The sequence below is a fragment of the Geodermatophilus sp. URMC 62 genome, from assembly GCF_052931475.1.
This window is the reverse complement of the sequence record NZ_JBRFHY010000001.1, coordinates 3,808,920-3,833,966: the sequence shown is the minus strand read 5'-3', so window position 1 is coordinate 3,833,966 and position 25,047 is coordinate 3,808,920. Positions and strand designations below refer to the sequence as shown.

General features: G+C 75.1%; 22 protein-coding genes. 8 read left to right on the top strand and 14 right to left on the bottom strand.

Annotated features, from left to right (window positions below):
• Nucleotides 1-11: 11 nt before the first annotated feature.
• From ACU616_RS18640 to glyA, 5 genes are read right to left on the bottom strand one after another with little or no spacing between them, the layout of a single operon-like run.
• Nucleotides 12-596 carry a sarcosine oxidase subunit gamma gene (locus ACU616_RS18640; protein WP_446759907.1) on the bottom strand — a complete coding sequence of 195 codons (585 nt, stop codon included), beginning with the start codon at nt 594-596 and terminating at the stop codon, nt 12-14.
• Entirely contained in the window at nt 586-3,447 is a 2,862-nt protein-coding gene (locus ACU616_RS18635) for a glycine cleavage T C-terminal barrel domain-containing protein (RefSeq protein WP_446759906.1), read from the bottom strand. The genes ACU616_RS18640 and ACU616_RS18635 overlap by 11 nt, the downstream gene beginning before the upstream one ends.
• Nucleotides 3,444-3,722 carry a sarcosine oxidase subunit delta gene (locus tag ACU616_RS18630; RefSeq protein WP_446759905.1) on the bottom strand — a complete coding sequence of 93 codons (279 nt, stop codon included), beginning with the start codon at nt 3,720-3,722 and terminating at the stop codon, nt 3,444-3,446. The genes ACU616_RS18635 and ACU616_RS18630 overlap by 4 nt, the downstream gene beginning before the upstream one ends.
• 43 nt (nt 3,723-3,765) lie before the next feature.
• Nucleotides 3,766-4,998, bottom strand: a complete 1,233-nt coding sequence (locus ACU616_RS18625) for a sarcosine oxidase subunit beta family protein (protein ID WP_446759904.1) — start codon at nt 4,996-4,998, stop codon at nt 3,766-3,768.
• The gene (gene glyA / locus ACU616_RS18620; protein ID WP_446759903.1) at nt 4,995-6,335 is read right to left on the bottom strand and encodes a serine hydroxymethyltransferase; all 1,341 of its coding nucleotides are present in this window, start codon (nt 6,333-6,335) and stop codon (nt 4,995-4,997) included. Before glyA ends, ACU616_RS18625 begins: the two co-directional genes overlap by 4 nt.
• Nucleotides 6,336-6,379: 44 nt before the next feature.
• Between glyA and ACU616_RS18615 the strand changes: the two genes are divergently transcribed.
• Together ACU616_RS18615 and ACU616_RS18610 are read left to right on the top strand one after the other, a co-directional pair.
• The gene (locus ACU616_RS18615) at nt 6,380-6,928 is read left to right on the top strand and encodes an excalibur calcium-binding domain-containing protein (protein WP_446759902.1); all 549 of its coding nucleotides are present in this window, start codon (nt 6,380-6,382) and stop codon (nt 6,926-6,928) included.
• Between the two features lie 288 nt (nt 6,929-7,216).
• Entirely contained in the window at nt 7,217-7,420 is a 204-nt protein-coding gene (locus ACU616_RS18610) for a cold-shock protein (protein ID WP_073420333.1), read from the top strand.
• 133 nt (nt 7,421-7,553) lie between these two features.
• Here the strand turns inward: ACU616_RS18610 and ACU616_RS18605 are convergent, their stop codons facing one another.
• Complete coding sequence (locus ACU616_RS18605; RefSeq protein WP_446759901.1) at nt 7,554-8,009, bottom strand: hypothetical protein; 456 nt, start codon at nt 8,007-8,009, stop codon at nt 7,554-7,556.
• A gap of 99 nt (nt 8,010-8,108) precedes the next feature.
• Here ACU616_RS18605 and msrB point away from each other — a divergent pair, with 99 nt between their 5' ends.
• The gene (msrB, locus tag ACU616_RS18600) at nt 8,109-8,528 is read left to right on the top strand and encodes a peptide-methionine (R)-S-oxide reductase MsrB (protein ID WP_446759900.1); all 420 of its coding nucleotides are present in this window, start codon (nt 8,109-8,111) and stop codon (nt 8,526-8,528) included.
• Between the two features lie 190 nt (nt 8,529-8,718).
• Here the strand turns inward: msrB and hemQ are convergent, their stop codons facing one another.
• The 3 genes from hemQ to hemE all read right to left on the bottom strand — a co-directional run bounded on the left by hemQ (nt 8,719) and on the right by hemE (nt 11,982).
• A complete protein-coding gene (hemQ, locus tag ACU616_RS18595; protein WP_446759899.1) occupies nt 8,719-9,447 on the bottom strand; it encodes a hydrogen peroxide-dependent heme synthase in 729 nt (242 codons plus the stop codon).
• A gap of 88 nt (nt 9,448-9,535) precedes the next feature.
• The gene (gene hemG, locus ACU616_RS18590) at nt 9,536-10,927 is read right to left on the bottom strand and encodes a protoporphyrinogen oxidase (protein WP_446759898.1); all 1,392 of its coding nucleotides are present in this window, start codon (nt 10,925-10,927) and stop codon (nt 9,536-9,538) included.
• A complete protein-coding gene (gene hemE / locus ACU616_RS18585; protein ID WP_446759897.1) occupies nt 10,927-11,982 on the bottom strand; it encodes a uroporphyrinogen decarboxylase in 1,056 nt (351 codons plus the stop codon). The genes hemG and hemE overlap by 1 nt, the downstream gene beginning before the upstream one ends.
• Nucleotides 11,983-12,085: 103 nt before the next feature.
• On the opposite strand from hemE, the gene ACU616_RS18580 reads away from it, so the two are divergent.
• Nucleotides 12,086-12,715, top strand: a complete 630-nt coding sequence (locus ACU616_RS18580; RefSeq protein ID WP_446759896.1) for a DUF3000 domain-containing protein — start codon at nt 12,086-12,088, stop codon at nt 12,713-12,715.
• Between the two features lie 114 nt (nt 12,716-12,829).
• Complete coding sequence (locus tag ACU616_RS18575) at nt 12,830-14,083, top strand: HRDC domain-containing protein (protein WP_446761501.1); 1,254 nt, start codon at nt 12,830-12,832, stop codon at nt 14,081-14,083.
• A gap of 118 nt (nt 14,084-14,201) precedes the next feature.
• On the opposite strand, the gene ACU616_RS18570 is transcribed toward ACU616_RS18575, so the two are convergent.
• From ACU616_RS18570 to ACU616_RS18560, 3 genes are all read right to left on the bottom strand, one after another.
• Nucleotides 14,202-15,488, bottom strand: coding sequence for a sugar ABC transporter permease (locus ACU616_RS18570; protein ID WP_446759895.1), 1,287 nt, complete (start codon nt 15,486-15,488; stop codon nt 14,202-14,204).
• Nucleotides 15,489-15,490: 2 nt separating this feature from the next.
• Entirely contained in the window at nt 15,491-16,297 is an 807-nt protein-coding gene (locus ACU616_RS18565; RefSeq protein ID WP_446759894.1) for an ATP-binding cassette domain-containing protein, read from the bottom strand.
• Between the two features lie 101 nt (nt 16,298-16,398).
• Nucleotides 16,399-17,508 (bottom strand): sugar ABC transporter substrate-binding protein, encoded by a 1,110-nt coding sequence (locus ACU616_RS18560; protein ID WP_446759893.1) that lies wholly within the window; start codon nt 17,506-17,508, stop codon nt 16,399-16,401.
• A 263-nt stretch (nt 17,509-17,771) separates the two neighbouring features.
• Here ACU616_RS18560 and ACU616_RS18555 point away from each other — a divergent pair, with 263 nt between their 5' ends.
• A complete protein-coding gene (locus ACU616_RS18555; RefSeq protein WP_446759892.1) occupies nt 17,772-18,977 on the top strand; it encodes a thiolase family protein in 1,206 nt (401 codons plus the stop codon).
• Nucleotides 18,974-21,058, top strand: a complete 2,085-nt coding sequence (locus ACU616_RS18550) for a 3-hydroxyacyl-CoA dehydrogenase NAD-binding domain-containing protein (RefSeq protein ID WP_446759891.1) — start codon at nt 18,974-18,976, stop codon at nt 21,056-21,058. The genes ACU616_RS18555 and ACU616_RS18550 overlap by 4 nt, the downstream gene beginning before the upstream one ends.
• A 271-nt stretch (nt 21,059-21,329) precedes the next feature.
• Here the strand turns inward: ACU616_RS18550 and dxs are convergent, their stop codons facing one another.
• Complete coding sequence (gene dxs / locus ACU616_RS18545) at nt 21,330-23,240, bottom strand: 1-deoxy-D-xylulose-5-phosphate synthase (protein ID WP_446759890.1); 1,911 nt, start codon at nt 23,238-23,240, stop codon at nt 21,330-21,332.
• A 224-nt stretch (nt 23,241-23,464) separates the two neighbouring features.
• Here dxs and ACU616_RS18540 point away from each other — a divergent pair, with 224 nt between their 5' ends.
• Nucleotides 23,465-24,646 carry an ROK family protein gene (locus tag ACU616_RS18540; protein WP_446759889.1) on the top strand — a complete coding sequence of 394 codons (1,182 nt, stop codon included), beginning with the start codon at nt 23,465-23,467 and terminating at the stop codon, nt 24,644-24,646.
• Between the two features lie 13 nt (nt 24,647-24,659).
• Here ACU616_RS18540 and ACU616_RS18535 read toward each other — a convergent pair whose 3' ends face one another.
• Entirely contained in the window at nt 24,660-25,028 is a 369-nt protein-coding gene (locus ACU616_RS18535) for a hypothetical protein (protein ID WP_446759888.1), read from the bottom strand.
• Nucleotides 25,029-25,047: the final 19 nt, after the last annotated feature.

Genomic DNA, 25,047 nt, shown 5'->3' with positions numbered 1-25,047 from the left:
GGCGGTTCCTCTCAGAGGGTCGAGGCGGGGTCGGCGTACTCGAGGCTCGCGTCGAGCAGCCAGGTGGCGAGGTAGCCGGCGAAGGACGAGCGGACGACGACGGCGAACCCCTCGCCGTCGTCACCGGGCGCCAGCAGGACGACGCCGGCCTGACCGAGCGTCGTCTGCGCGCTGCGGCCCGGGCCGAAGACGCGGGGGTGCAGGTCGATCGAGCAGCCCTTGGCCAGCACCTCGCGTGCGCGGGGACCGCCGAGGCGCAGGACGACCCGCTGAGCGGAGACGTCGACGGCCACGCCGCCCGCGGGCCGCAGTGCCGACGCCAGCTCGGCCTCCAGGGCCTCGGGCGCGGTGCCGGGGCTGGTGAGCAGCCACTCGTCGGGGCCCAGCCAGACCAGCCGGCCGTCACCGGCCGGGACCCAGGTGCCCGCGGGGGGCAGCGCGGCGCCGCGCACCCGCACGCCGGACGCCGGGTCGACGCGGACGTCGGCCATCGCGACGAAGGGCTCTGCGGTGACCCGGACGGCGTCCGGCAGCGCGGCGAAGGCGGCCGCGTAGGGGTCGAGCGGGGAGGTGCGGGCGAGCAGGTCAGCCGTCACGGCGGGCTCCTTCCGGGTCGACCAGGACCGACCCGGTGATCTCGACGGGGACGAGCGTGCCGCCGACCGGCACGGAGACGGTCTCGCCGATCCGGTCGCGGCCGCCCTTGACCAGGGCCAGGGCGAAGGGCCGGCCGAGCTCGGCGCTGCGGTAGCTGGAGGTCACGTGCCCGAGCATCGGCACCGGCGGCGGCGGGAGCTGCCCGTCGGCGGTCGGCTCGACGATCTGCGACCCCTCGGGCAGCACCGTCTCGCGGTCCACGGGCAGCAGGCCGACCAGGTGCTTGCGCAGCGGGTCCTGGTTGGCCGGCCGGGCGAAGGAGCGCTTGCCGACGAAGTCGGGCTTCTTCTTCGACACCGCCCAGGCCATGCCCAGGTCGTGCGGGGTCACCGTGCCGTCGGTGTCCTGCCCGATGATCGGGTAGCCCTTCTCGGCGCGCAGCACGTGCATGGCCTCGGTGCCGTAGGGGGTGATCCCGTACGGCCGGCCGGCCTCGATGAGCCGCTCCCACACCGCGCGGGCGTACCAGGAGTTCACGTACACCTCGTAGGCCAGCTCGCCGGAGAAGCTGATCCGCGCCAGCCGCACCGGCACCCCGCCGAGGGTGGTGTCCCGCCAGGTCATGAACGGGAACGCCTCGGTGGAGACGTCGACGTCGGGGAAGACGGCGCCGATCACGTCCCGCGACCGGGGGCCCACGACCGGGAACGTCGACCACTGCTCGGTGACCGAGGTGAGCCGGACCCGCAGGTGCGGCCACTCCGTCTGCAGCCACTCCTCCATCCAGTCGAGCACCTTCGCGGCGCCGCCGGTGGTGGTGAGGACCAGGAAGCGCTCGTCGGCCAGCCGCAGCACCGTGCCGTCGTCGATCACCATGCCGTCGACGCCGCACATCACGCCGTAGCGCACCGAGCCCACCTTGAGACTGCTCATCAGGTTGGTGTAGAGCCGGTCGAGCAGCTCGGCCGCGTCCGGACCCTGGACGTCGATCTTGCCCAGCGTCGAGCCGTCGAGGATGCCCACGCCGCCGCGGGTGGCCGCGCACTCGCGCAGGACGGCGGCGGCCATGTCCTCGCCGGGGCGCGGGTAGTAGCGCGGCCGCTTCCACTGGCCGACGTCCTCGAAGACCGCGCCCTCGGCGACGTGCCAGTCGTGCACCGCGGTGGTGCGCTCCGGGTCGAACAGCCGGCCCCGGTCGCGGCCGGCCAGCGCGGCGAAGGCGACCGGCGTGTACGGCGGGCGGGAGGTCGTCGTCCCGGTGGCCTGGATCGGCACGCCCAGCAGCTCGGCGGTGATGCCGGAGGCGAGGACGCCGGAGGTCTTGCCCTGGTCGTGCGCGGTGCCGATGGTCGTGTACCGCTTGACGTGCTCCATCGACCGCAGGCCGGCGCCGGCGGCCCGGGCGAGGTCGGCGATGGTGGCGTCGCGCTGGAGGTCGACGAACGAGGTGCTGCCGTCGGCGCCGTCCGGCACCCGCCACAGCGTCATCGGCGCCGCCCCGGCCGGCGCGGCGCCGGCGGCGGGCAGGGCCGGCTCGGCCGGCGCGGCGAGGCCCAGCGCGCCCAGCGCCGTGGTCGCCGCGCGCCGTCCGTCGGCCAGGCAGCCGGGCAGGTCGAGCACCCCGGCGGCCGAACCGGTGACCGCCACGCCGTCGAGCTCCTCAGCGGGCAGGAAGGCGCCGAGGGCCTCGTCGAAGCGCAGCCGCCCGCGGGCCTGGCTGAACAGGTGGACGGCGGGGTTCCAGCCGCCGCTGACCAGCAGCAGGTCGCAGGCGATCGCGCTGCTGGCGCCGACCGCGCCGTCGGCGAACGGGGCGACGAGGGCGTGGGTGACCCGCTCGACGCCCTGCGTGCCGGTCACGACCGCGCCGGACAGGACGCGCAGGCCGGCGCGCTCGCACTCCGCGCGGCGCGGCGAGCCCTCCGGGCGGGCGTCGACCACCGCCTGCACGTGCACACCGGCGCGGTGCAGGTCGAGGGCGGCGTCGTAGGCGCTGTCGTTCGTGGTGAAGACGACGGCCTCGCGGCCGGCCCGCACGCCGTAGCGGTGCAGGAGGGTGCGCGCGCCGCCGGCCAGCAGGATCCCGGGCCGGTCGTTGTCGGCGAAGACCACGGGGCGCTCGTGCGCGCCGGCGGCGACGACGACCCGGCGGGCGCGCAGGCGCCAGACCCGCTGGCGGGAGACGTGCCGCGGCGCCGCGGCGCCGAGGTGGTCGGTGCGCCGCTCCAGCGCCAGGACGAACCCGTCGTCGTAGAGCCCGAACGCCGTCGTCCGCTGCAGGTGCAGGACGTCGGGGTGCGCCGCCAGCTCCGCGACGGCGCCGGCGACCCAGTCCAGCGCCGGGCCGCCGTCGAGGACGTCGTCGCTGCCGAGCAGCGCGCCGCCGGCCTCGGACTGCTCGTCGACCAGCGCGACGCGGGCCCCGGCCCGGGCGGCGGTCAGCGCGGCGGTCAGGCCGGCCGGCCCGGCCCCCACGACCAGCACGTCGACGTGGTGGTGGACGGCGTCGTAGCGGGCGGAGTCCGGCACCTCGGCGAGCCGGCCCTGGCCGGGCAGCCCGTGGGCGACCAGCCCGTCGTACAGCTCGACGGTGCTGGCCAGCTGCATCGGCTCGGGGAAGGGCTCCTCGATCTGCACCAGCCCGCTGGGGTCCTCGGCCCAGGCCGCGGCCACGCCGCGCGGGCGGCCCAGCTTCACGCTGGTGGCGATCGCGTGCCGGCCGGAGGCGAGCAGCGCCGAGGCCAGGGTGTCGCCGGGGTGGCCGGTGAGGACCTCCCCGCCGAAGGTGAACTGCAGGGTGGTGCCGCGGTCGACGCGGCCGCCCTCGGGGGTGCGGAACGGGGCGCTCACGAGATCACCGGCCTGGGCTCGTCGAGGCGGTAGACGCGCTCGAAGCGGTGGGTGGCCGTGTCGCGCACGGCGTTGAACCAGCGGCGGCAACCGGCCGCGTGCGACCAGCGCTCGGCGAAGCGGCCCTTGGGGTTGTCGCGGAAGAAGACGTAGTGGGCCCACTGGACGTCGTCGAGCGCGGCGGGGTCCTCGGGGTAGGCGACGTGCGCCTGCCCGCCGTAGTGGAACTCGACCTCCTCACGGGGGCCGCACCACGGGCACTCGATGAGCTGCATCGCAAGGACTCCTGGGTTCGGTGCGCGGTGTCGGTGGGCGGTGTCAGTGGGCGACGGCGGCGGCGCCGTGCTCGTCGACGAGCGCACCGCTGACGAAGCGGTCGAGGGCGAACGGGGCCACGTAGGGGTGCGGCTCGCCGGTCGCGATGGTGTGCGCCATGCACCAGCCGATGCCGGGCGTGGCCTTGAAGCCACCGGTCCCCCAGCCGCAGTTGAGGACGACGTTGTTGTACGGCGTGCGGCCGATCACCGGGGAGGCGTCGGGGCTGACGTCGACGATGCCGCCCCAGGAGCGCAGCAGGTGCGCACGGGCGAAGACCGGGAACAGCTCCACGGCCGCGGCCATCTGCCGCTCGATGACGTGGAAGGCGCCCCGCTGGCCGTAGCCGTTGTAGGAGTCGACGCCCGCGCCCATGACCAGCTCGCCCTTGTGCGCCTGGGAGACGTACACGTGCACGGCGTTGGACATGACGATCGTCGGGTGCACCGGCTCGAGCAGCTCGGAGACCAGCGCCTGCAGCGGGTGGCTCTGCAGCGGCACCCGGAAGCCCAGCATGTCGGTGAGCACCGAGGTGTGCCCCGCGGCGCACAGCGCGACCGTGCCGGCGGCGATGGTGCCGCGGGTGGTGTGCACCCCGGTGACCCGGTCGCCGTCGGTGGTGAACCCGGTGACCTCGCAGTCCTGGATGAGGTCGATGCCGGCCTCGTCGGCGCGGCGGGCGAAGCCCCACGCGACGTAGTCGTGCTTGGCGATGCCCGCACGCGGCTGGTAGGTCGCGCCGAGCACCGGGTAGCGGATGTCGGCCGAGGTGTTGACGATCGGGCAGATCTTGGCGACCTCGTCGGGCTCGACCCACTCCGCGTCGATGCCGTTGAGCTTGTTGGCCTCCACCCGGCGCACGCTGTCGCGGACGTCCTGCAGCGTGTGCGCGAGGTTGAGCACGCCGCGCTGGCTGAACAGGATCGGGTAGCCGAGGTCCTCCTCCAGCCCCTCCCACAGCTTCAGGGCGTGCTCGTAGATGGCCGCGCTCTCGTCCCACAGGTAGTTGGACCGGATCAGCGTGGTGTTGCGGGCCATGTTCCCGCCGGCCAGCCAGCCCTTCTCCAGCACCGCGACGTTCGTGATGCCGTGGTTCTTGGCCAGGTAGTGCGCGGTGGCCAGGCCGTGCCCGCCGCCCCCGACGATGACGACGTCGTAGGAGCGCTTCGGCTCCGGGTTGCGCCAGAGGAAGGCGGGGTGCTCGGGCAGGTCGGCGCCCGGGGTGCGGGGGGTCACCGGGACACCCCGGCCGTCTCGGCGTAGAGCGGGTGGCGCTCGGCCAGCCGCGTGACCCGCTCGCGCAGCCGGGCCAGCCGCCCCTCCCCCACCGTGGGCCGCAGGGCGCCGGCGATGACGTCGGCGACCTCGGCGAAGTCCTCGGCGTCGAAGCCGCGGGCGGCCAGCGCCGGGGTGCCGATGCGGACACCGGAACTGACCATGGGCGGCCGCGGGTCGAACGGGACGGCGTTGCGGTTGACCGTGATGCCGATCGAGTGCAGCCGGTCCTCGGCCTGCCGGCCGTCGAGCGGCGACTCGCGCAGGTCGACCAGCACCAGGTGGACGTCGGTGCCGCCGCTGACCACGCTGACGCCGGCCTCCCGGCAGTCGGCGGCGAGCAGCCGCTCGGCCAGGGCGCGGGCGCCGGCGAGGGTGCGCTCCTGCCGCTCGCGGAAGGCCGGCTCGGCGGCCAGCTTGAAGGCCACCGCCTTGGCGGCGATGACGTGCTCGAGCGGGCCCCCCTGCTGGCCGGGGAACACCGAGGAGTTGAACCGCTTGGCCAGGTCGGCGGTGGCCAGGATCACCCCGCCGCGCGGTCCGCCGAGGGTCTTGTGGGTGGTGGAGGTGACCATGTGCGCGTGCGGCACCGGGGAGGGGTGCAGGCCCGCGGCGACCAGACCGGCGAAGTGCGCCATGTCCACCATCAGGTGGGCCCCGACCTCGTCGGCGATGCGCCGGAACCCCGCGAAGTCGAGGTGGCGCGGGTAGGCCGACCAGCCGGCGACGATGAGCTTGGGCCGCCGCTCACGGGCCAGCCGCTCGACCTCTGCCATGTCGACCCGGTGGCTGTGCCGGTCGACGTGGTAGGCGGCGACGTCGTAGAGCTTGCCGGAGAAGTTCAGCCGCATCCCGTGGGTCAGGTGACCGCCGTGGGCGAGGTCCAGGCCGAGGATCGTGTCGCCGGGCTCGAGCAGCGCGGCCATCACCGCGGCGTTGGCCTGGGCGCCGGAGTGCGGCTGCACGTTGGCGTACTCGGCGCCGAACAGCGCCGTCAGCCGGTCGATGGCGAGCTGCTCGACGACGTCGACGTGCTCGCAGCCGCCGTAGTAGCGCCGGCCCGGGTAGCCCTCGGCGTACTTGTTGGTCAGCACCGAGCCCTGCGCCTGCATGACGGCGACGGGCGCGCAGTTCTCGCTGGCGATCATCTCCAGCGTCGTCTGCTGGCGGCGCAGCTCGGCGTCGATCGCGGCAGCCACCTCGGGATCGGCCTCGCCGAGCGGCCGGGTGAGCACCGGGTCGGCGACAGGCGGGGCCGCGGTGACCTCGACGAGGTCCCGATCGGCTAGCACGGACATGCGGATCCCCTCTGGCTGACCAGGTCCTTGCGACTGGTATATCAGTGGTCGACACAGTAGGTCGCGGTCCGGCGTCGGTCAAGGGACCCGTTCTCGCAGCACGGCGCCTCCCGTCGTCGGCGACGCCTCGTTCCCTCCTCCGGTCACACCGTCGCCCCCTAGGTCGCCGTCAAGCTCACCTACGGCCTGTCGATGACCGCCGCCGCGCGCGCCGCGACCGCCACGGTGCTCACCACCTGCCCGGACGAGCCGCTCCCCGGCGGTGTGGTGGCCGACCTGCCCGACGAGCCGGTGGCCCGGTCGGCGGCCACGTCCAGCGCGCGCCACGGGCGACCACCACACCCACGGCGTCACGGCCCGTCCCGGTCCCCGCCCCCGCGCCGGCTCCTGCCCCGGCACCTCGCCCGGCTCCGGCTCCGGCTCCGGCATCAGTACCTGCCCCCGCACCGGCACCCGCACCCGCACCCGCACCGGCGGCCACCTACGCGAACTGCACCGAGGCCCGTGCTGCGGGCGTGACTCCGCTGTACGCCGGCCAGCCCGGCTGCAGCTCACGGCTGGACCGTGACGGAGACGGCGTCGCGTGCGAGTGAGCACCGCGGCGGGGGTGCGGGCACCGAGGTGGCGCCGCCGGATCGTGGTCCACCTGTCACCCGCCGGAGTGGGTGCTGCTCGGCGCCGGGGAGGAGCGCTCCGCAGGAGGGCGGGCGACCGGGCCGCACCTCCCGCCGTCGCACCTGCGAGCACACCGCCACGCCGCCGTCACGACGTCATGGCGCCCCCACCTGCCACGGAGCCGTCCGGGCCGCTAGGGTCGTCGCGTCGGGAAGGCCCTGCGCTCTGGCAGGACCCCGATGCACCATCGCAGCTAGGAGCGAGCAATGCCCGAAGGAACTGTCAAGTGGTTCAACGCGGAGAAGGGGTTCGGCTTCGCCACCCCTGACGGTGGCGGACCTGACGTGTTCGTCCACTACTCGGCCATCCAGACCAGCGGGTACCGCTCGCTCGACGAAGGCCAGCGGATCTCGTTCGACGTCGAGCAGGGCCAGAAGGGCCCGCAGGCGGCGAACGTCACCCCGCTCTGATCCGCTAGATCAGCACAGCGCCCTCGTCCGGTCCGCCGGGCGGGGGCGCTGTCGTGTCCGGGGCCGGCCGAGGGGGCGAGCACGGGCGTGCACGCCCCCTTCCCGGCCGGGGAAGGGGCGCCGGCGCACCCGCTCAGCGCGCCCGAGGGACGTAGCCGCCGACGAGCGCCTGCATGAGCAGCGCTCCCGCGTCGGGTCCCACCGCCTGCGCGGCGTCGGCGAAGGCCCGCCAGCGCTGCCGCTCGACGTCGGTCGGCGCCTTCTCCGCCCGGGTGGCCGCCTGCTCGAGGAGCCGCTCCCACTCCCCCTGCGGCGTCGGCCAGAGCCCGGCCAGCCGACGGGCCTCGGCGGAGATCCCGGTGATGCGGACGATGTCGCCGGCGTGGTTGGTCAGCGGCTCGACGTAGCCGGCGGCCGCGAGCGCCTTGGCCGCGGCGACGACGTCGGCCTTCGGCAGCCCGCTGCCGGGCACCACGGAGCCCAGCAGGTACGGCGCCCCGCCGTGCCGCGGCTCGTCGACCAGCCGGGCGATCGCGCGCAGCACGGGCAGGTCTCGGGTGAACCAGGTGTCGGGCAGGGGCGAGGTCACGCCGTCCAGTCTCCCCGGGGTGCACGGGGACGCCGCACCACCCGGGGTCACGCGCGGCGGGACGGGAATCCGCCTGCGACACGGCTCGTTCGTCCGGTCATGACCACGTCCGCACAGCAGCCGAAGGTGACCAGGACCGACGAGGAGTGGCGGGCCCGGCTCGCGCCGGAGGAGTACGCCGTCCTGCGGCAGGCCGGCACCGAGCGCCCGTGGACCGGTGAGTACGTCGACACCAAGACCGTCGGCGTCTACACCTGCCGGGCCTGCGGCGCCGAGCTGTTCCGCTCGGAGACGAAGTTCGACTCGCACTGCGGCTGGCCGTCGTTCTACGAGCCGTCGGCCGCCGACCACGTGGTGCTCCGCGAGGACCGCAGCCACGGCATGATCCGCACCGAGGTCCTCTGCGCCACCTGCCACAGCCACCTCGGCCACCTCTTCGACGACGCGCCGCAGACGCCGACCGGCGACCGCTACTGCATCAACAGCGTCTCCATCCGCCTGGAGCCCGCCGAGGGCTGAGCTCCTCCGGTGCGGCCGCGGGCGGTCCCCGGCGCGGGTGACCGCCCTAGCTGCACCGCCCCGGTTGCACCGGGACGCCGCAGCGGCCCGCCCACGACGTCCTCCCTCACCGCAGCGCGTCCTCCCTCACCGTGGGCGGTCAGGGAGGACGCGCGACGATCAGGTCACCTGATCATCGCGCCGCCCCACCTCAGGGCAGGTCGCGCACCAGCTCGGCGACCGGCTTGCGGGTGCCGGTGTAGAAGGGCACCTCCTCGCGCACGTGCCGGCGGGCGCGGCTGGCCCGCAGGTCGCGCATCAGGTCGACGATGCGGTGCAGCTCGTCGGCCTCGAAGGCGAGCATCCACTCGTAGTCGCCCAGCCCGAACGAGGCGACGGTGTTGGCCCGGACGTCCGGGTAGGGCCGCGCCTGCATGCCGTGCTCCTTGAGCATGTCCCGCCGCTCCTCGTCGGGCAGCAGGTACCACTCGTAGGAGCGCACGAACGGGTAGACGCACAGGTAGCGGCGCGGCTCCTCGTCGGCCAGGAACGCCGGGATGTGGCTGCGGTTGAACTCGGCGGGCCGGTGCAGGGCCATCTGCGACCACACCGGCTCCAGGTGCCGGCCCAGGGCCGTGCGGCGCAGCCGGGTGTAGGCCTCCTGCAGCGCGTCGGGCGACTCGGCGTGCCACCAGACCATGAGGTCGGCGTCGGCCCGCAGGCCCGAGACGTCGTAGGTCCCGCGGACGACGACGCCCTTGCCGGCCAGCTCCTCGAACAGCCCGGCGACCTCGTCGGCGGCCGCGGTGCGCTGGTCGTCCCCCAGCGGTGAGGCCAGCTTGAACACCGACCACATCGTGTAGCGGACGAGGGCGTTGAGCTCGTTCGCCCGCTTGCCGATGCTCTTCGTCCCGGTCGGCGTCTCGGTCTGCTCGCTCATGGGTCCATCATCCCGCGCCCGGGTGCGCACCGTCGGCCAGGGAACCGTGCGGTCGTGCACACCGGGGTCGGGGCCGCGGGCGGCGGGGTCAGGCCAGCGCGTCGACCGCCCGGCGGGCGCTGCGGATGCAGGCGGGCACGCCGACGCCGTCGTAGGCGGCTCCGGCCACGGCCAGGCCGGGCACCGCGGCGACGGCGTCCCGGACGGCCACCACCCGCTGCGGGTGGCCGACGAGGTACTGCGGCAGCCCGCCGCCCCAGCGCACGAGGTGGGCCTCCACCGGCTCGCGGCGCTCGAGGTCGAGCAGGTCGGCGACGTCGGCCACCACCGCGGCGGTGAGGTCGTCGTCCTCGCGCTGCAGCTGCACCTCGTCGCCGTAGCGGCCCACCGAGGCGCGCACCCGCAGCAGGCCGCCGCCGGACAGGTGTGGCCACTTCGACGAGGAGACGGTGACGCCCTTGACCAGCCGCCCGGTCACCGGCGGCACGAGCAGGCCGGAGCCGGCGGCCACCGGCTGCGCGGGGAAGGCCATCGCCACGACCGCCATCGACGCGTACGGGATCCCGCGCAGCGGCTCGACGGCGCCCGGCGCCACCCCGGCGAGCAGCCGCGCCGACTTCCCGGCGGGTGCGGCGACGACGACGGCGTCGGCCTCGAGCACCTCCGGCGCGGCGAGCGGGCCGACGGCGACCTCCAGCCGCCCGTGCGCCCGGCGGATCGCGTGCGCCGGCGTCCGCAGCCGGACCTGCGCGCCGGACGCCTCCACCAGCGCCTCCGGCAGCGCGCCGAGCCCGCCGTCGACGGTGACGAACACCGGCCCGTCGGCGTCCCCGCGGCTGCGGGCACCGGCGTCCCGGGCGGCGACGGCGGCGGCCAGCACCGAGTCGGCGCGGGCCAGCTGGGCGGCCAGCGCCGGCATGGTCGCGGCCAGCGAGAGGTCGTCGGGACGGCCGGCGTAGACCCCGCCGAGCAGCGGCTCGACGAGTCGGTCGACCACCTCGTCGCCGAGCCGCTCGCGCAGCAGCGCACCGACCGACACGTCGCCGTCCAGCCGCAGCGGCGGCAGGCCGGCCTCGGCCCGCACCCGCTCGACGCCGTCGGGGGTGAGCACCCCGGCCAGCCCGTCGGCCGACGTCGGGACGCCCTGCACGGTGCCCGGCGGGAGCGGGTGGCGCCCGTCGGGCAGCACGATCGAGGCCTGCGTCGTCGCCGGCGCGACCAGCCGGTCGCCGAGCCCGAGCGCCTCGACCAGCTCGACCGCCTCGGGCACCCGGGCGAGCACGGCCTCCGGCCCGGTGTCGTACCACTGCCCGGCCAGCTCGAGCCGGTCGATCTTGCCGCCCACCCGGCCGCCGGCCTCCAGGACGACGACCTCGTCCCCGGGACGGCGACGGCGCCACTCGAACGCGGCGGTCAGCCCGGCGATGCCGGCGCCGACCACGACGAGCCGGGCCGCTGGGGCGGTGCGGGCGGGGGACATCACCGCACCGACAGCTCGTGCACCAGGTCGACGACGTGGGTCAGGGCACCGGGGTCGGTCTCGGGCAGCACCCCGTGGCCGAGGTTGAACACGTGCCCGCGGGCCGCCCGGCCCTCCTCGACGACCCGGCGGACCTCGCGGTCGACGGTCGCCCGGTCGGCCAGCAGGACGGCGGGGTCGAGGTTGCCCTGCAGCGAGCGGCCCGGGCCCACCCGGCGGGCGGCCTCGTCCAGCGGCACCCGCCAGTCGACGCCGACCACGTCGGCGCCGGCGTCACCGATCAGCGCGAGCAGCTCGCCGGTGCCCACGCCGAAGTGGATGCGCGGCACCTCGCGGTCGCCCAGCCCGTCGAACACCGCGCGCGAGTGCGGCAGCACCCGGGTGCCGTAGTCGGCGGCCGACAACACGCCGGCCCAGGAGTCGAACAGCTGCACCGCCGAGGCGCCGTTGTCGACCTGCACCCGCAGGAAGGTGGCGGCCGAGACCGCCAGCCGGTCCAGCAGCCGGACCCACGCCTCCGGCTCGGCGTACATGAAGGCCTTGGTGCGGGCGTGCTCCTTCGACGGGCCGCCCTCGATGAGGTAGGTGGCCAGGGTGAACGGCGCCCCGGCGAAGCCGATCAGCGGTGTGGGACCGAGCTCGGCGACCAGCCGGCGGACCGCCGTCGCGAGGAAGTCCAGCCGGTCGGGCTCCAGGCCGGGCAGCGCGTCGACGTCGGCGACCGTGCGCACGGGGTCGGCCACGACCGGCCCGACGCCGGGCTTGATCTCGATGTCCACCCCCGCCACGACCAGCGGCAGCACGATGTCGGAGAACAGGATCGCCGCGTCGACGCCGTGCCGCCGGACCGGCTGGAGGGTGATCTCGGTGACCAGGTCGGGGTCCTGGCAGGCCTGCAGCATCGCCGTCCCGGCGCGCAGGGCCCGGTACTCCGGCAGCGACCGGCCGGCCTGGCGCATGAACCACACCGGCGTCCGGCCGACCGGCAGGCCGCGCGCGGCACGGACCAGGTCCGAGTCGGCGGCGGACGGAGCGGGGGTGGCAGCGGCGGTCACGACGGTCCATCCTCCCAGACCAGGCAGGACCCGGCCGCCGAGCGGGCACGACGGCTGCGGCGCGTCGGCGACAGACAGGCCCCGGGGCCCCTACCCTGCGAGCGTGGAGCCACGCAGCCTGGGCGGTCCTCAGGACGCCACCGGCGCCCGGGCGGTCGACGACCGTCCGGAGGAGTTCGTGGCCGCCCTCGACTCGCTGGCCTCGCTGCGCGTGCGACCCGAGATCGTCGTCGAGCAGATCCCCGCCCCGCAGCGGCTCGCGCCCTTCGCCCACGCCCTCGGCGCCCGCATCACCGAGCTCGACGGCGAGGAGGAGGTCGAGGTCGCCAGCGGCCGCTTCATCGTCCTGTTCGACCCCGCCGGCCACGAGGCGTGGGCGGGCACCACCCGCTGCGTCGGCTACCTCTCGGCCGCGACCGACGAGCACATGGTCGACGACGCGATGTTCTCCGAGGTCGCCTGGAGCTGGCTGACCGAGGCCCTCGCCTCGTGCGGCGCGACCTGCCACGCCCTCGGCGGCACCGTCACCCGCACCGCCTCCACTCGCTTCGGCGACCTGGCCGGCCCCGAGCACTCGGTCGACGTCGAGATCCGCGCCTCCTGGACGGCGGAGGACACCGCGCTCGGCCGGCACCTCGACGCCTGGCTCGAGGTCCTCGGCAACGCCGCGGGGCTCCCACCGCCGGGGGTGGCCATGCTGGGCCCCTCCGGCCCGGTGGACGACGGCAACTAGGATCGGGGCAGCGGGGGCACTCCCCCGGCTCCGCGCCGGACGGCTGGTTCCGCCGGGAGGCCGAGGACCGGCCGCGGACGCACGGACGACACGGGGCGAGAAGGTGGACGGCAACTGAGCACCGAGCCCCAGCCCGACCTCCCGCCGGGGGACACCGTCCCGGACGACGTCGCGACCCCGGTCCCCCTGCTCGCCCCCCGCGACGGGCTCCCCCCGGTCATCGACACCCCCGCCGCGCTGGCGGAGTACGCCGAGGCCCTGCGCGCCGGCAGCGGCCCGGTCGCCGTCGACGCCGAGCGCGCCTCGGGCTACCGCTACGGCCAGCGCGCCTACCTGGTGCAGCTGCGCCGCGCCGGCGCCGGCACCGGGCTGGTCGACCCGATCCCGCTGCCGGACCTCTCCGTCGTGCAGGCCGCGATCGCCGACGAGGAGTGGGTGCTGCACGCGGCCAACCAGGACCTCCCCTGCCTCGCCGAGATCGGCCTGGTGCCGACGCGGGTCTTCGACACCGAGCTGGCCGCGCGGCTGGCCGGGCTGCCGCGGGTGGGCCTCGGCGCCGTCGTCGAGTCGCTGCTGGGGTTCTCCCTGCAGAAGGGCCACTCGGCCGCCGACTGGAGCACCCGGCCCCTGCCGGAGGAGTGGCTGGTCTACGCCGCGCTCGACGTCGAGGTGCTCGTCGACCTCCGCGACGCACTGGCCGGGCTCCTGGCCGAGCAGGGCAAGACCGAGTGGGCGCAGCAGGAGTTCGCCGCCGTCCTGGCCGCCGGGCCGCCCGCGCCGCGGGTCGACCCCTGGCGACGGACCTCCGGGGTGCACGGACTGCGCACCCGGCGCCAGCTGGGCATCCTGCGCTCGCTCTGGCAGGCCCGCGACGACCTGGCCCGCAGGCGCGACGTCGCCCCGGGCCGGGTGCTGCCCGACTCGGCGATGGTCTCCGCCGTCCAGGCCGACCCGCCGACCGAGGCCGCGCTGCTGGAGCTGCCGGTGTTCCGCGGCCGGGCCAACCGCAAGCTGGTGGGCACCTGGTTCGGCGCGCTGGCCCGCGGCCGGGCGCTGGCGGAGGCGGAGCTCCCCCTGCACAGCCGCCCGGGTGAGGGGCCACCGCCGGTGAGCCGCTGGGCCGACCGCGACCCGGCCGCCGCCACCCGGCTGCAGGCCGCGCGCGCGGGGCTGGCCGAGCTGTCGGAGAAGCACTCGGTGCCGGTGGAGAACGTGCTCTCCCCCGACCTGGTGCGCCGGCTCACGTGGAGCCCGCCGGAGCCGCGTGACCCCGGGACGGTCGCGGCGGTGCTGCGCGCCGGCGGCGCCCGCGAGTGGCAGGTCGAGCTGACCTGCGACCTGCTCACCGACGCGGTCAACCGCGCCTGAACCCGCGCGGGGCGGCCCCGGCCGCAGCCGGGACCGCCCCTGGCGAGGTGCTGGAACGGCCCTCCTGCAGGGCCCCGCCCTGAGCCTGCGAAGGGTGGGGGGCAGGAGGGCCGTTCCCTCAGTGACCGGTGGCCGCGGCCCGCCGCCGGGCCAGCGCGTCGACGCTGGCGGCCAGCAGCAGCACGCCGCCGGTGATGATGAAGTTGAGGTACGCCTCGGTGCCCAGCAGGCCGAGACCGTTGGCGATGATGGCCACGACCAGGCCACCCAGGACGGCGTCGCGCACCCGCCCGCGGCCACCGAAGAGGCTGGTGCCACCGATGACCGCGGCGCCCACGGCGTAGAGCAGCGTGTTGCCGCCGCCGGACCCCGGTGCCACCGAGCCGAGCCGGGCGGCCGCGACGATGCCGCTGATCGCCGCCAGGGTCGAGCCGATGACGAACACCGCGACCCTGATCCTGGTGACGTTGATGCCGGCCCGCCGGGCCGCCTCGGCGTTGCCGCCGACCGCGTAGACGTGCCGGCCGAAGCTCGTGCGGCCGAGCACGAAGGTCAGCAGCAGCAGGAGGACCACCACGAGCGGGATGGCGTAGGGGATCCCCGCGAGCACCACACCGGCGGCCGGGGCCCGGTCGACGCTCAGCACCGCCGTGATCAGGACGACGACGGCGGCGATGACGCCGATCCGCACGAGCACCACGGCGAGCGGGGCGTGCGCGAGCCGCCTGGCCCGCTGCACGCGGAACCGGTTGAGCTGCAGCGCGGCGTAGGCGGCGATGACCAGCAGGGCCAGGACCCAGCCGAGGGCGACCGGCACGTTCCGGTCGCTGATCGCCGAGATCACCGGGTCGCGCACCGGCACCGTGCCGCCCTCGCCGATGAGCCGCAGCGTGAAGCCCTGCCAGCCCAGGAAGAGCGCGAGCGTGACGACGAACGACGGGATGCCCACCATCCCGACGAGGCTGCCGGTGAACAGGCCGATGACCACGCCGGTGACGATGGCGGCGGCCACCGAGACGTACCAGGGGGCGCCGGCGTCGGCGAGCAGCTTGGCCATCACCGCGGCGCAGACGCCGCTGACCACACCCGCGGACAGGTCGATCTCGCCCAGCAGCAGGATGAAGACCAGCCCCATCGCCAGGATGACGATCGGCGCCGCCTGGTCGGCCAGGTTGGCCATGTTGCGCGGGGTCAGGAACGTCTCGGGCCGCAGCGCGAAGAACAGCAGGCCGAGGGCGACGATGCCCAGGATGGCCGGCAGCGCCCCCAGGTCACCGCCCCGCACGCGGTCGACGTAGGCCCGGGCCGCCGCGCCGAGGGAGTCCGCGCTGCGGTCGGCCTCGAAGCCCGACGGCGCGCCGCCGGGTTCCTGCGCGCTGGTGGGGGCGGACAACGTGCTGGACATGCTCAGACCTCCACCGCTGCGGCTTCGGCGGGTGCGATGCCCAGGTTGCCCGAGCGGCCCGCCGTGATGAGCTCGATGACCTGGGGACGGTCGACCTGGGAGATGGGGACGTCGGCCGCCATCCGCCCCAGGTACAGGGCCGCGATCCGGTCGGAGACCTCGAAGACGTCGACCATGTTGTGGCTGATAAAGACCACCGCGTGCCCGGTGTCGGCCAGCCGCCGGACCAGGTCGAGGACCTGGCGGGTCTGCGCGACGCCGAGGGCCGCGGTCGGCTCGTCGAGGACGACCAGCTTGGACTCCCAGAGCACGGCCTTGGCGATGGCGACCGTCTGCCGCTGGCCACCGGAGAGGCTGGAGACCAGCTGGCGCACGGACTTGAGGGTCCGGACGGAGAGCTTGCTCAGCGTGTCGCGGGCCGCCTCCTCCATCGACGTCTCGTCGAGGAGGATGCCGTTCTTGCGCTCGCGGCCGAGGAACATGTTCTGGACGACGTCGAGGTTGTCGGCCAGGGCGAGGTCCTGGTAGACGATCTCGATGCCGAGCGCCGCGGCCTCGCGGGGGCTGCTGACGGTGACCGGCCGGCCCTCGAAGAGGAACTCGCCGGAGTCGATGGCGTGGATGCCGGCGATCGACTTGATGAGCGTGCTCTTGCCCGCCCCGTTGTCACCGACCAGCGCGGTGACCTGCCCGGGGTAGACCTTCATGTGCACGTCGTGCAGGACCTGGATGGCGCCGAAGCTCTTGTTGACGCCGCGGAGCTCCAGGGTGGGGGTGACGTCCTGGGGACGGTCGGTGGGTGCGGACACGCCGGGCCTCTCGGTCGCACTGGGCGGGGCTGGGTGGGGCTGGGGAACGCGGCAGGAGCCGCCGGGGCGCCCATCATCGACGCCCCGGCGGCTGCTGACCACTAGGAGATGCCGAGCTCCTGGCACGCGCCGGCGAAGTCGCCGGTGCAGAGCTCGTCGGCGGTCACGAACTCGTCGTCGACGACGTCCTTGACGTTGTCGCGGAAGATCGAGACCGGCGTGAGCAGGACCGACGGGACCTCGCGGCCACCCTCGGTGTCCTCGACGGTGCCGGTGGTCTCGCCCTCGTCGCCGTTGATCAGCGCGGTGGCGAGCTCGGCGAGCGCGTTGGCCTCGTCGCGGACCGACTTGTAGACCGTCATGCACTGGTCACCGGCGAGGATGTTCTGCAGACCCTCGACGCTGGCGTCCTGACCGGTGACGTTGGCCTTGCCTGCGGCGTTGTTGCGCCCGAGGATCTGGATCACCGAGTTCGCCAGGCCGTCGTTGGCGGCCACGACGCCGTCGATCTGCCCGCCGTTCTGGGTGTACATCTGCTCGAAGATCGTCGCCGCCTGCTGGTTGTCCCACTCGGGCACGGCCTGCTCGGCCACCTGCGTGTACTGCGTCAGCGGGTCGAGCACCTCGTGGGCACCCGACGAGAACAGCGTGGCGTTGTTGTCGTCGGGCGAGCCGTTGAGGAAGGCGATGTTGCCCTGGGTGACCCCGTTGGACTCCAGGCACTGCTGCAGGCCCTGGCCCTGCAGCCGGCCGACCTCGGTGTTGTCGAAGGAGACGTAGTACTCGGCGGAGCCGCCCAGGGTCAGCCGGTCGTAGTCGATCGTCTGGACGCCCTCCTGGGCCGCCTGCTCCTGGATCTGCGCACCCGAGGCCGAGTCGAGGTTGACGATGGCGAGGACCGTGGCGCCCTCGGTGATCATCTGCTCGGCGATCGTCGCCTGCCGCTGGGCGTCGCCCTCGGCGTTCTGGATGTCGTACTCGACACCGGCGTCCTCGAAGGCCGCCTCGAGGTAGGGGCGGTCGAAGTTCTCCCAGCGCACCGAGGACTCGGTGTCGGGGAGGATCACGCCGACCTTGCCGGCGGCCTCGCCACCGCCGCCCCCGCCGCCGCCACTGCCGCTGTCGCCGCCGCCGCTGTCGCTGCCGCACGCAGCGAGGCTGAAGACGAGGGAGGCCGCGAGGGCCGTGAGGATGGTGCGCCGTCGCGCCATGGGTCGTCCACCGTTCTGTCGGGAATGCGCAGAAGTGCGGCGGCCAATATGCGCGCCGGGTCACAGCCGGCGCAAGACGCCGTCCAGGACGTTGCTGGACCGTGACCTCGCCCGGGCGTCATCCCTCGTCGCCGTCCGGCCGCCTCCGGTCCTGACCCGACCTGCCCCGTGAGGGGCGGGTCGACCTTGGACCAGCGGTTACCGGCGGGTAACTTCGGGGCACCGAGCCGTACCGGCCGGTACCGAACTGCTGCGGAGGTCCCATGTCCCGCTCCCTGCGCGAGGTCGTCTTCGTCGACGGGGTGCGCACCCCCTTCGGCAAGGCCGGCCCGAAGGGCGTCTACGCCGAGACCCGCGCCGACGACCTCGTCGTCCGCGTCATCCGCGAGCTGCTGCGCCGCAACCCGTCGCTGCCGCCCGAGCGGGTCGACGAGGTCGCGATCGCGGCCACCACCCAGGTCGGTGACCAGGGCCTGACGATCGGCCGCACCGCCGCGCTGCTGGCCGGGCTGCCGCAGTCGGTGCCCGGCTACGCGATCGACCGCATGTGCGCCGGCGCGATGACCGCCGTCACCACCACCGCCTCGGGCATCGCCTTCGGCGCCTACGACGTCGCGATCGCCGGCGGCGTCGAGCACATGGGCCGCCACCCGATGGGCGAGGGCGCCGATCCGAACCCGCGGTTCTTCAGCGAGAAGATCGTCGACGGCTCCGCGCTGGTCATGGGCTCCACCGCCGAGAACCTGCACGACCGCTTCCCGCACCTGACCCGGGAGCGCGCCGACGCGTTCGCGCTGGCCAGCCAGCAGAGGTACGCCAAGGCCGTCGCCAACGGGCAGATCGGCCCGGAGCTGGTGACCGTCGCCACCCGCAGCGCCGAGCAGGGCTGGGGCCTGGCCACCGTCGACGAGCCGCCGCGGCCGAACACCACCCTCGAGGGCCTGGCGACGCTCAAGACCCCGTTCCGCCCGCACGGCAACGTGACCGCGGGCAATGCCGCCGGCCTCAACGACGGCGCCACCGGCTGCATCCTCGCCGCCGAGGAGGTCGCGCAGGAGCTGGGCCTGACCGCCGGGATGCGGCTGGTCGGCTACGGGTTCGTCGGCGTCGAGCCCGAGGTGATGGGCGTGGGCCCGGTGCCCTCGACCGAGCGCGCGCTGGCCCGCACCGGCCTGACCATCGACGACATCGGCCTGTTCGAGCTCAACGAGGCCTTCGCCGTCCAGGTGCTCGCGTTCCTCGACCACTTCGGCATCGCCGACGACGACCCGCGGGTCAACCCGTGGGGCGGCGCGATCGCCGTCGGCCACCCGCTGGCCTCCTCCGGTGTGCGGCTGATGACCCAGCTGTCCCGCCAGTTCGCCGAGCGGCCCGACGTCCGCTACGGCCTGACCGCCATGTGCGTGGGCCTGGGCATGGGCGCCACCGTGATCTGGGAGAACCCGACCTGGGAGGGTGTCGCGAGGTGACCGCCGTCTTCGAGAACGAGGTCGTGACCACCGCGCGGGTCCGGTACCTGCGCGTGCCCGGCCTGGCCGGCGAGATCGCCCTGGTCACCCTCGACAACGGGCACGACCACACCCGGCCGTCGACCTTCGGCCCGGGCGGGCTGGCGTCGTTGGACGCCGCGCTCGACGAGATCGCCGCCCACACCCCCGCCCCGACGGCGATCGCCGTCACCGGCAAGCCGTTCGTCTTCGCCGTCGGCGCCGACCTCTCCGGCGTCCCGGCGATCACCTCGGCGGCCGACGCCCGGGAGATCGCCGAGACCGGCCACCGGGTGTTCCGCCGGCTCAAGGACTCGACGATCCCGACCTTCGCCTTCGTCAACGGCGCGGCGCTCGGCGGCGGCCTGGAGCTGGCGCTGCACTGCCACCACCGCACGATCGCCACGACCGCCGTCGTCGCCTTCCCCGAGGTCTTCCTCGGGCTGGTGCCCGGCTGGGGCGGCACCCAGCTGCTGCCGGACCTGATCGGCATCGACCCGGCGGTCACGGTGGTCGTCGAGAACGCGCTGGCGCAGAACACGGTGACGCCCGGCCCGAAGGCCGCACGACTCGGCATCGCCGACGCGGTGTTCGAGCCGGCCGACTTCCTCGAGCGCTCACTCGAGTGGGCGGTCGGCGTGCTCGGCGGTTCCGTCGCCGTGTCGCGTCCCGAGGTGGACCGCTGGGCCTGGGACGCCGCGATCGAGCGGGCCCGCGGCATCGTGGCGGCCCGCACGCGCAACGCCTCCCCCGGTGCCCTGCGCGCCGTCGAGCTGCTCGACCTCGCCCGCCACGGGGTCGACGGCGAGGCGTTCACCTCCGGCACCGCCGCCGAGGACCAGGCCCTGGCCGACCTGCTGACGAGCGACGAGCTGCGGGCCTCGCTCTACGCGTTCGACCTGGTGAACAAGCGGGCGAAGCGGCCGGCCGGCGCCCCGGACAGGTCGCTGGCCCGGGAGGTCACCAAGGTCGGCGTCGTGGGCGCCGGGCTCATGGCCTCCCAGCTGGCGCTGCTGGCCGTGCGGCGGCTCGAGGTGCCGGTCGTGCTCACCGACGTCGACCAGGCGCGCGTGGACAAGGGCGTGGCCTACGTGCACGGCGAGCTGGCGAAGCTCGCCCAGCGCGGCCGGCTGTCGGCCGACCGGCTCAACCGGCTGACCGGCCTGGTCAGCGGGGCGCTGGACAAGGCGGCCTTCGCCGACGCCGACCTCGTGATCGAGGCGGTGTTCGAGGAGATGTCGGTCAAGCAGCAGGTGTTCGCCGAGGTCGAGGCCGTGGTCTCGCCGGAGTGCGTGCTCGCCACCAACACCTCCGCGCTGTCGGTCACCGAGATGGCCTCGAAGCTCGAGGACCCCGAGCGCGTCGTGGGGCTGCACTTCTTCAACCCCGTCGCCGTCCTGCCGCTGCTGGAGGTGGTCCGGGCCGAGCACACCGACGACGCCACCCTGGCCACCGCGCTCGCCGTCGGCAAGGCGCTGGGGAAGTCGTGCGTGCTGGTCGCCGACGCCCCGGCGTTCGTGGTCAACCGACTGCTCACCCGCTTCCTCGGCGAGATCACCTCGGCCGTGGAGCAGGGGACGCCGGTCGCCGTCGCCGACCGGGCGCTGGACCCGCTCGGCCTGCCGATGACGCCGTTCGAGCTGCTCACGCTCGTCGGCCCGCCGGTGGCGCTGCACGTGGCCGAGCGGATGCACGAGGCCTTCCCCGACCGGTTCGCCGTCGGGGAGGGGCTGCGGCGGATGGTCGAGCTGGGCAAGACGTCGGTGTACTCCGAGCCCGGCGTCGTCGACCCCGACCTCGCCGGCATCGACGCGGGCGACTCCCCGCTGACCGAGGAGCAGGTGCGCGAGCGGGCCGTGACCGCGGTGGCGCAGGAGATCCGGCTGATGCTCGACGAGGGCGTCGTCCAGGCGGTGCAGGACGTCGACCTGTGCATGCTGCTGGGCGCCGGCTGGCCGTTCTGGCTGGGCGGGATCTCGGCGTACCTCGACCGCGCCGGGGTGTCGGAGCGGGTGACCGGCTCGCGGTTCCTGCCCCGCGGGGTGGCCGGCCTGCCCGCCTGAGGGTGCGGACGACGGCCCGGGTCCCCGCGCGGGGCCCGGGCCGTCGGTCGTCCTCCCGCACCGCAGCGTGTCCTCCCCGACTGCCCACGGTGAGGGAGGACGCGCGACGATCAGGTCACCTGATCATCACCCGATCCCAGCGGAACTCGCGGGTGAGGCGGTCCATCGTGCGGTCGAGCGAGGCCTGGACCGGGCCCCGTCCGGAGGCTCGCCCCGAGCTCGCGAGGGACGAGGGGGACGGGGTCCTCCTACTGGATCTCCGCGTCCACCCTCACGGCCGGGGGTCGTCGACGGGCAGCGGCTGCTCCTCGCGCTCGGCGAGCACCGCCGTCCACTCGGCGATGCGCCGGGCGACGTCCTGCTCGGTCAGCCCGGCGTCGGCCAGCACCTGACCCCGGCTGCCGTGCTCCAGGAACGCCTGCGGCAGGCCCAGGGAGCGCACCGGGACGTCGATCCCGCGGTCCTGCATCGCCTGGGTCAGCGTCGTGCCCAGGCCACCGGCGCGGCCGCCGTCCTCGACCGTGACGACCAGCCGGGAACCGGACGCCAGCGCCACGAGCTCACCGGGCACCGGCAGCACCCAGCGCGGGTCGACGACGGTCACCCCGATGCCGTGGTCGGCGGCCCGCTCGGCGGCGGCCAGGCACGTCGGCACCATCGACCCGACGGCCACGAGGAGCACGTCGGCCTCCTGCCCGCGGCGCAGCACGTCGACGGGCCCGCGCCGCTCCAGCGCCGGGATGTCGACCGGCGGCGGCCCCTTGGGGAAGCGCACGACGGTCGGGCCGTCGGTCACCGCGACCGCCTCGCGCAGCGCCTCGCGCAGCGTGGGCTCGTCGCGCGGGGCGGCCAGCCGCAGGCCCGGGACCACCGGGAGGAGCGACATGTCCCACATGCCGTTGTGCGAGGCGCCGTCGGTGCCGGTGACGCCGGCCCGGTCGAGGACGACGGTGACCGGCTGGCGGTGCAGCGCGACGTCCATGAGCAGCTGGTCGAAGGCCCGGTTGAGGAACGTGGAGTAGACGGCGACGACCGGGTGCAGCCCACCCATCGCCATGCCCGCCGCGCTGGTGAGGGCGTGCTGCTCGGCGATGCCGACGTCGAAGGTGCGCTCGGGGAAGCGCTCGGCGAAGGCGGCCAGGCCGGTCGGGTGCAGCATCGCCGCAGTGACCGCGACGACGTCGGCCCGCTCGGCGCCGATGCGCACCAGCTCGTCGGAGAAGGCCGCCGTCCAGTCGCGGGCGGCCGTGGCGCTGGCGCCGCTGTCGGGGTCGAAGACCCCGGTCGCGTGCCAGGCGTCGATCTGGTCGGTCTCGGCCGGCGGGTAGCCGAAGCCCTTCGTGGTGACGGCGTGCACGATCACCGGGCCGCCGAAGGAGCGGGCGCGGCGCAGCGCCGACTCCACGGTCTCGACGTCGTGCCCGTCGACCGGGCCGATGTACTTCAGGCCGAGGTCCTCGAACATGCCCTGCGGCGTCAGGACGTCCTTGAGGCCCTTCTTGATGGCGTGCAGCGCGTCGTAGAGCGCCGAGCCGACGACGGGGGCGCGGTGCAGGGCGGAGCGCACCTGCAGCAGCGCCTGCTCGTAGCCGGGACGCAGCCGCAGCGTGCCGAGCGCGTCGGCGACGCCGCCGATGGTCGGCGAGTAGGAGCGGCCGTTGTCGTTGACGACGATGACCACCGGCCGGTCCTGGGCGGCGGCGATGTTGTTCAGCGCCTCCCAGGCCATGCCCCCGGTGAGGGCGCCGTCGCCGACCACGGCCACGACCGGTCGCGAGTCACCGCGGACGGCGAAGGCCTTCGCCAGCCCGTCGGCGTAGGACAGCGCCGTGGAGGCGTGGCTGTTCTCGACCCAGTCGTGCTCGCTCTCGGCCCGGCTGGGGTAGCCCGAGAGCCCACCGCGCTGCCGCAGCCGGTCGAAGCCCTCCACCCGGCCGGTGAGCATCTTGTGCACGTAGGCCTGGTGGCCGGTGTCGAAGACGATCGGCTCGCGGGGGGAGCTGAAGACCCGGTGCAGCGCGATGGTCAGCTCGACGGTGCCGAGGTTGGGGCCGAGGTGGCCGCCGGTGCGGGCGACACTGGTGACGAGGGTGTCGCGGATCTCGGCGGCGAGCGCGGGCAGCTGCTCGGGGGGCAGGGCCCGGAGGTCGGCGGGGTCGCGGAGCGAGCGCAGGAGCGACACGGCGCAGCGGTGTCCTCTCTGTCGGCAGCGGTGGCACGGCTCGCGAGGGCCGCCGACCCACTGTAGTCGCGCCCGCCGGGCCCCTCCCGGTGAGCGGAGCAGCCGACCGGCCCGCCCGGGAGGGCGGCACCCGTTCCGATCACGCCCGGTCCCTCCGCCACCCGGTCGGACGGTGCCTTCCGTCAGTGGTTGACAGAAGCGGTCGGGCCGCTGACCATCCCGCCATGGACCCCCGGACGTGGCTGCCCGACGTCACGGGCCACCCGCGCCGGCTGGTCGAGGCCCTGCGTCTGGACGGCCCGGCCACCCGGGCCCAGCTGGTCGAGCAGACCGGGCTGTCCCGCGCGACGGTGTCCGGGTACGTCGCCGACCTGGTCGACCGCGGCCTGGTCACGCCGGCCGACCCGGCCGACGCCCGCCCCACCGGAGGACGTCCCGCCGGCCTGGTGCGGCTGACCCGCCGGGCAGGCGTCGTCGTCGGGGTCGACATCGGCCGCACGCACGTGCGGGTCGCCGTCGCCGACCTCTCGCACGAGGTGGTCGACGAGCACGTGACCGAGCTGCCGGTCGCCGACCTGGGCGCCGACGCCGTCCTGGACACCGTCGCCGCCCGGGTCCGCGAGGAGCTGCAGCGGGTCGGGGCCTGCACCCGGGACGTCGTGGGGGCGGTGGTCGGCCTGCCGACGCCGGTCGTCAGCAGCGCGGGCACCCCGCAGGGCACCGTGGCGCAGGCGAACATCCTGCCGAGCTGGTCGGGCAGCACGCCGGCGGTGGAGCTGCGCGAGCGGCTCGGCATCCCGGTTGTCGTGGACAACGACGCCAACCTCGGCGCCCTCGCCGAGGTCCGCTGGGGCGCCGGCCGCGGCTCCCGCTTCACCGTCTACCTCAAGATGGCCACCGGTGTCGGCGGCGCCCTGGTCCTCGACGGCAACCTGCTGCGCGGCGTCTCCGGCACCGCCGGGGAGATCGGCCACGTGAGCCTCGACCCCGGCGGCGACCTCTGCCGGTGCGGCAACCGGGGCTGCCTGGAGCTGACCGCGGGCGGCAGCGCGCTGCTGCAGGCCCTGCGGACCGCCGCACCGCAGTACGGCGACCTGCGGTCGCTGGTGGCCGGCGCGGTGGACGGCGACCAGGCCTGCCGCCGGCTCGTCGCCGACGCCGGCACCTCCGTCGGCGTCGTCCTGGGCGGGCTGGTCAACACCCTCAACCCCGACCGCATCGTCGTCGGCGGAGAGCTGGGCACCGCCGGGGACCTGCTGGTCGACCCGCTGCGCCGGGCGCTCGCCCGCTCGGCCATCCCCGCCGCGGCCGAGCACCTCACCGTGGTGCCCGGCTCCCTCGGCGCGCGCGCCGAGGTGCTCGGCGCGCTGGCGGTCGCGCTCCGGGAGGCCGACCGGCTCGGCTGAGGGGCAGCCGGGACTACAGGCGCGGGACCCACACCTCCCCGCGGAGGGCACCGGCGACGACCACGACCCCGCGCGCCGCCGCGGCCAGACGGGCACCCTCGCGCTCGTAGGCGGCGACGGCGGCCTCGATCGCGTCGGGCGGCAGGTGGTCGGCCATGTCGACCCGCACCGTCCGCCACCCCTCGCGGGCGGCCTGCAACCCGGCGCCCACGTGGTCGCCGGCGAACCGGGCGAGCAGGACCGGGTAGCGGCGCAGCACCGCGTGCGCGCGGTAGTCGGGCGGGACGAGGTCGAATAGCCAGGCCACCGCGGTGGCCTCCCAGTCGGGGGCACCCGGTGGCCGCACCTGCTCCGGCCAGCCCGGAGGCACGCTCGCACCCACGCCCGGCAGTCTGCCGCAG

Bases quoted from the DNA above. Each gene is read 5' to 3' on its own strand.
- msrB (WP_446759900.1), top strand. From the start codon at position 8,109: ATGACCACGTCCGCACAGCAGCCGAAGGTGACCAGGACCGACGAGGAG.
- hemQ (WP_446759899.1), bottom strand. From the start codon at position 9,447: ATGAGCGAGCAGACCGAGACGCCGACCGGGACGAAGAGCATCGGCAAG.
- ACU616_RS18560 (WP_446759893.1), bottom strand. From the start codon at position 17,508: ATGGCGCGACGGCGCACCATCCTCACGGCCCTCGCGGCCTCCCTCGTC.
- ACU616_RS18540 (WP_446759889.1), top strand. From the start codon at position 23,465: ATGGACCCCCGGACGTGGCTGCCCGACGTCACGGGCCACCCGCGCCGG.
- ACU616_RS18570 (WP_446759895.1), bottom strand. From the start codon at position 15,488: ATGTCCAGCACGTTGTCCGCCCCCACCAGCGCGCAGGAACCCGGCGGC.
- ACU616_RS18555 (WP_446759892.1), top strand. From the start codon at position 17,772: ATGTCCCGCTCCCTGCGCGAGGTCGTCTTCGTCGACGGGGTGCGCACC.
- ACU616_RS18630 (WP_446759905.1), bottom strand. From the start codon at position 3,722: ATGCAGCTCATCGAGTGCCCGTGGTGCGGCCCCCGTGAGGAGGTCGAG.
- hemG (WP_446759898.1), bottom strand. From the start codon at position 10,927: ATGTCCCCCGCCCGCACCGCCCCAGCGGCCCGGCTCGTCGTGGTCGGC.
- ACU616_RS18610 (WP_073420333.1), top strand. From the start codon at position 7,217: ATGCCCGAAGGAACTGTCAAGTGGTTCAACGCGGAGAAGGGGTTCGGC.
- glyA (WP_446759903.1), bottom strand. From the start codon at position 6,335: ATGTCCGTGCTAGCCGATCGGGACCTCGTCGAGGTCACCGCGGCCCCG.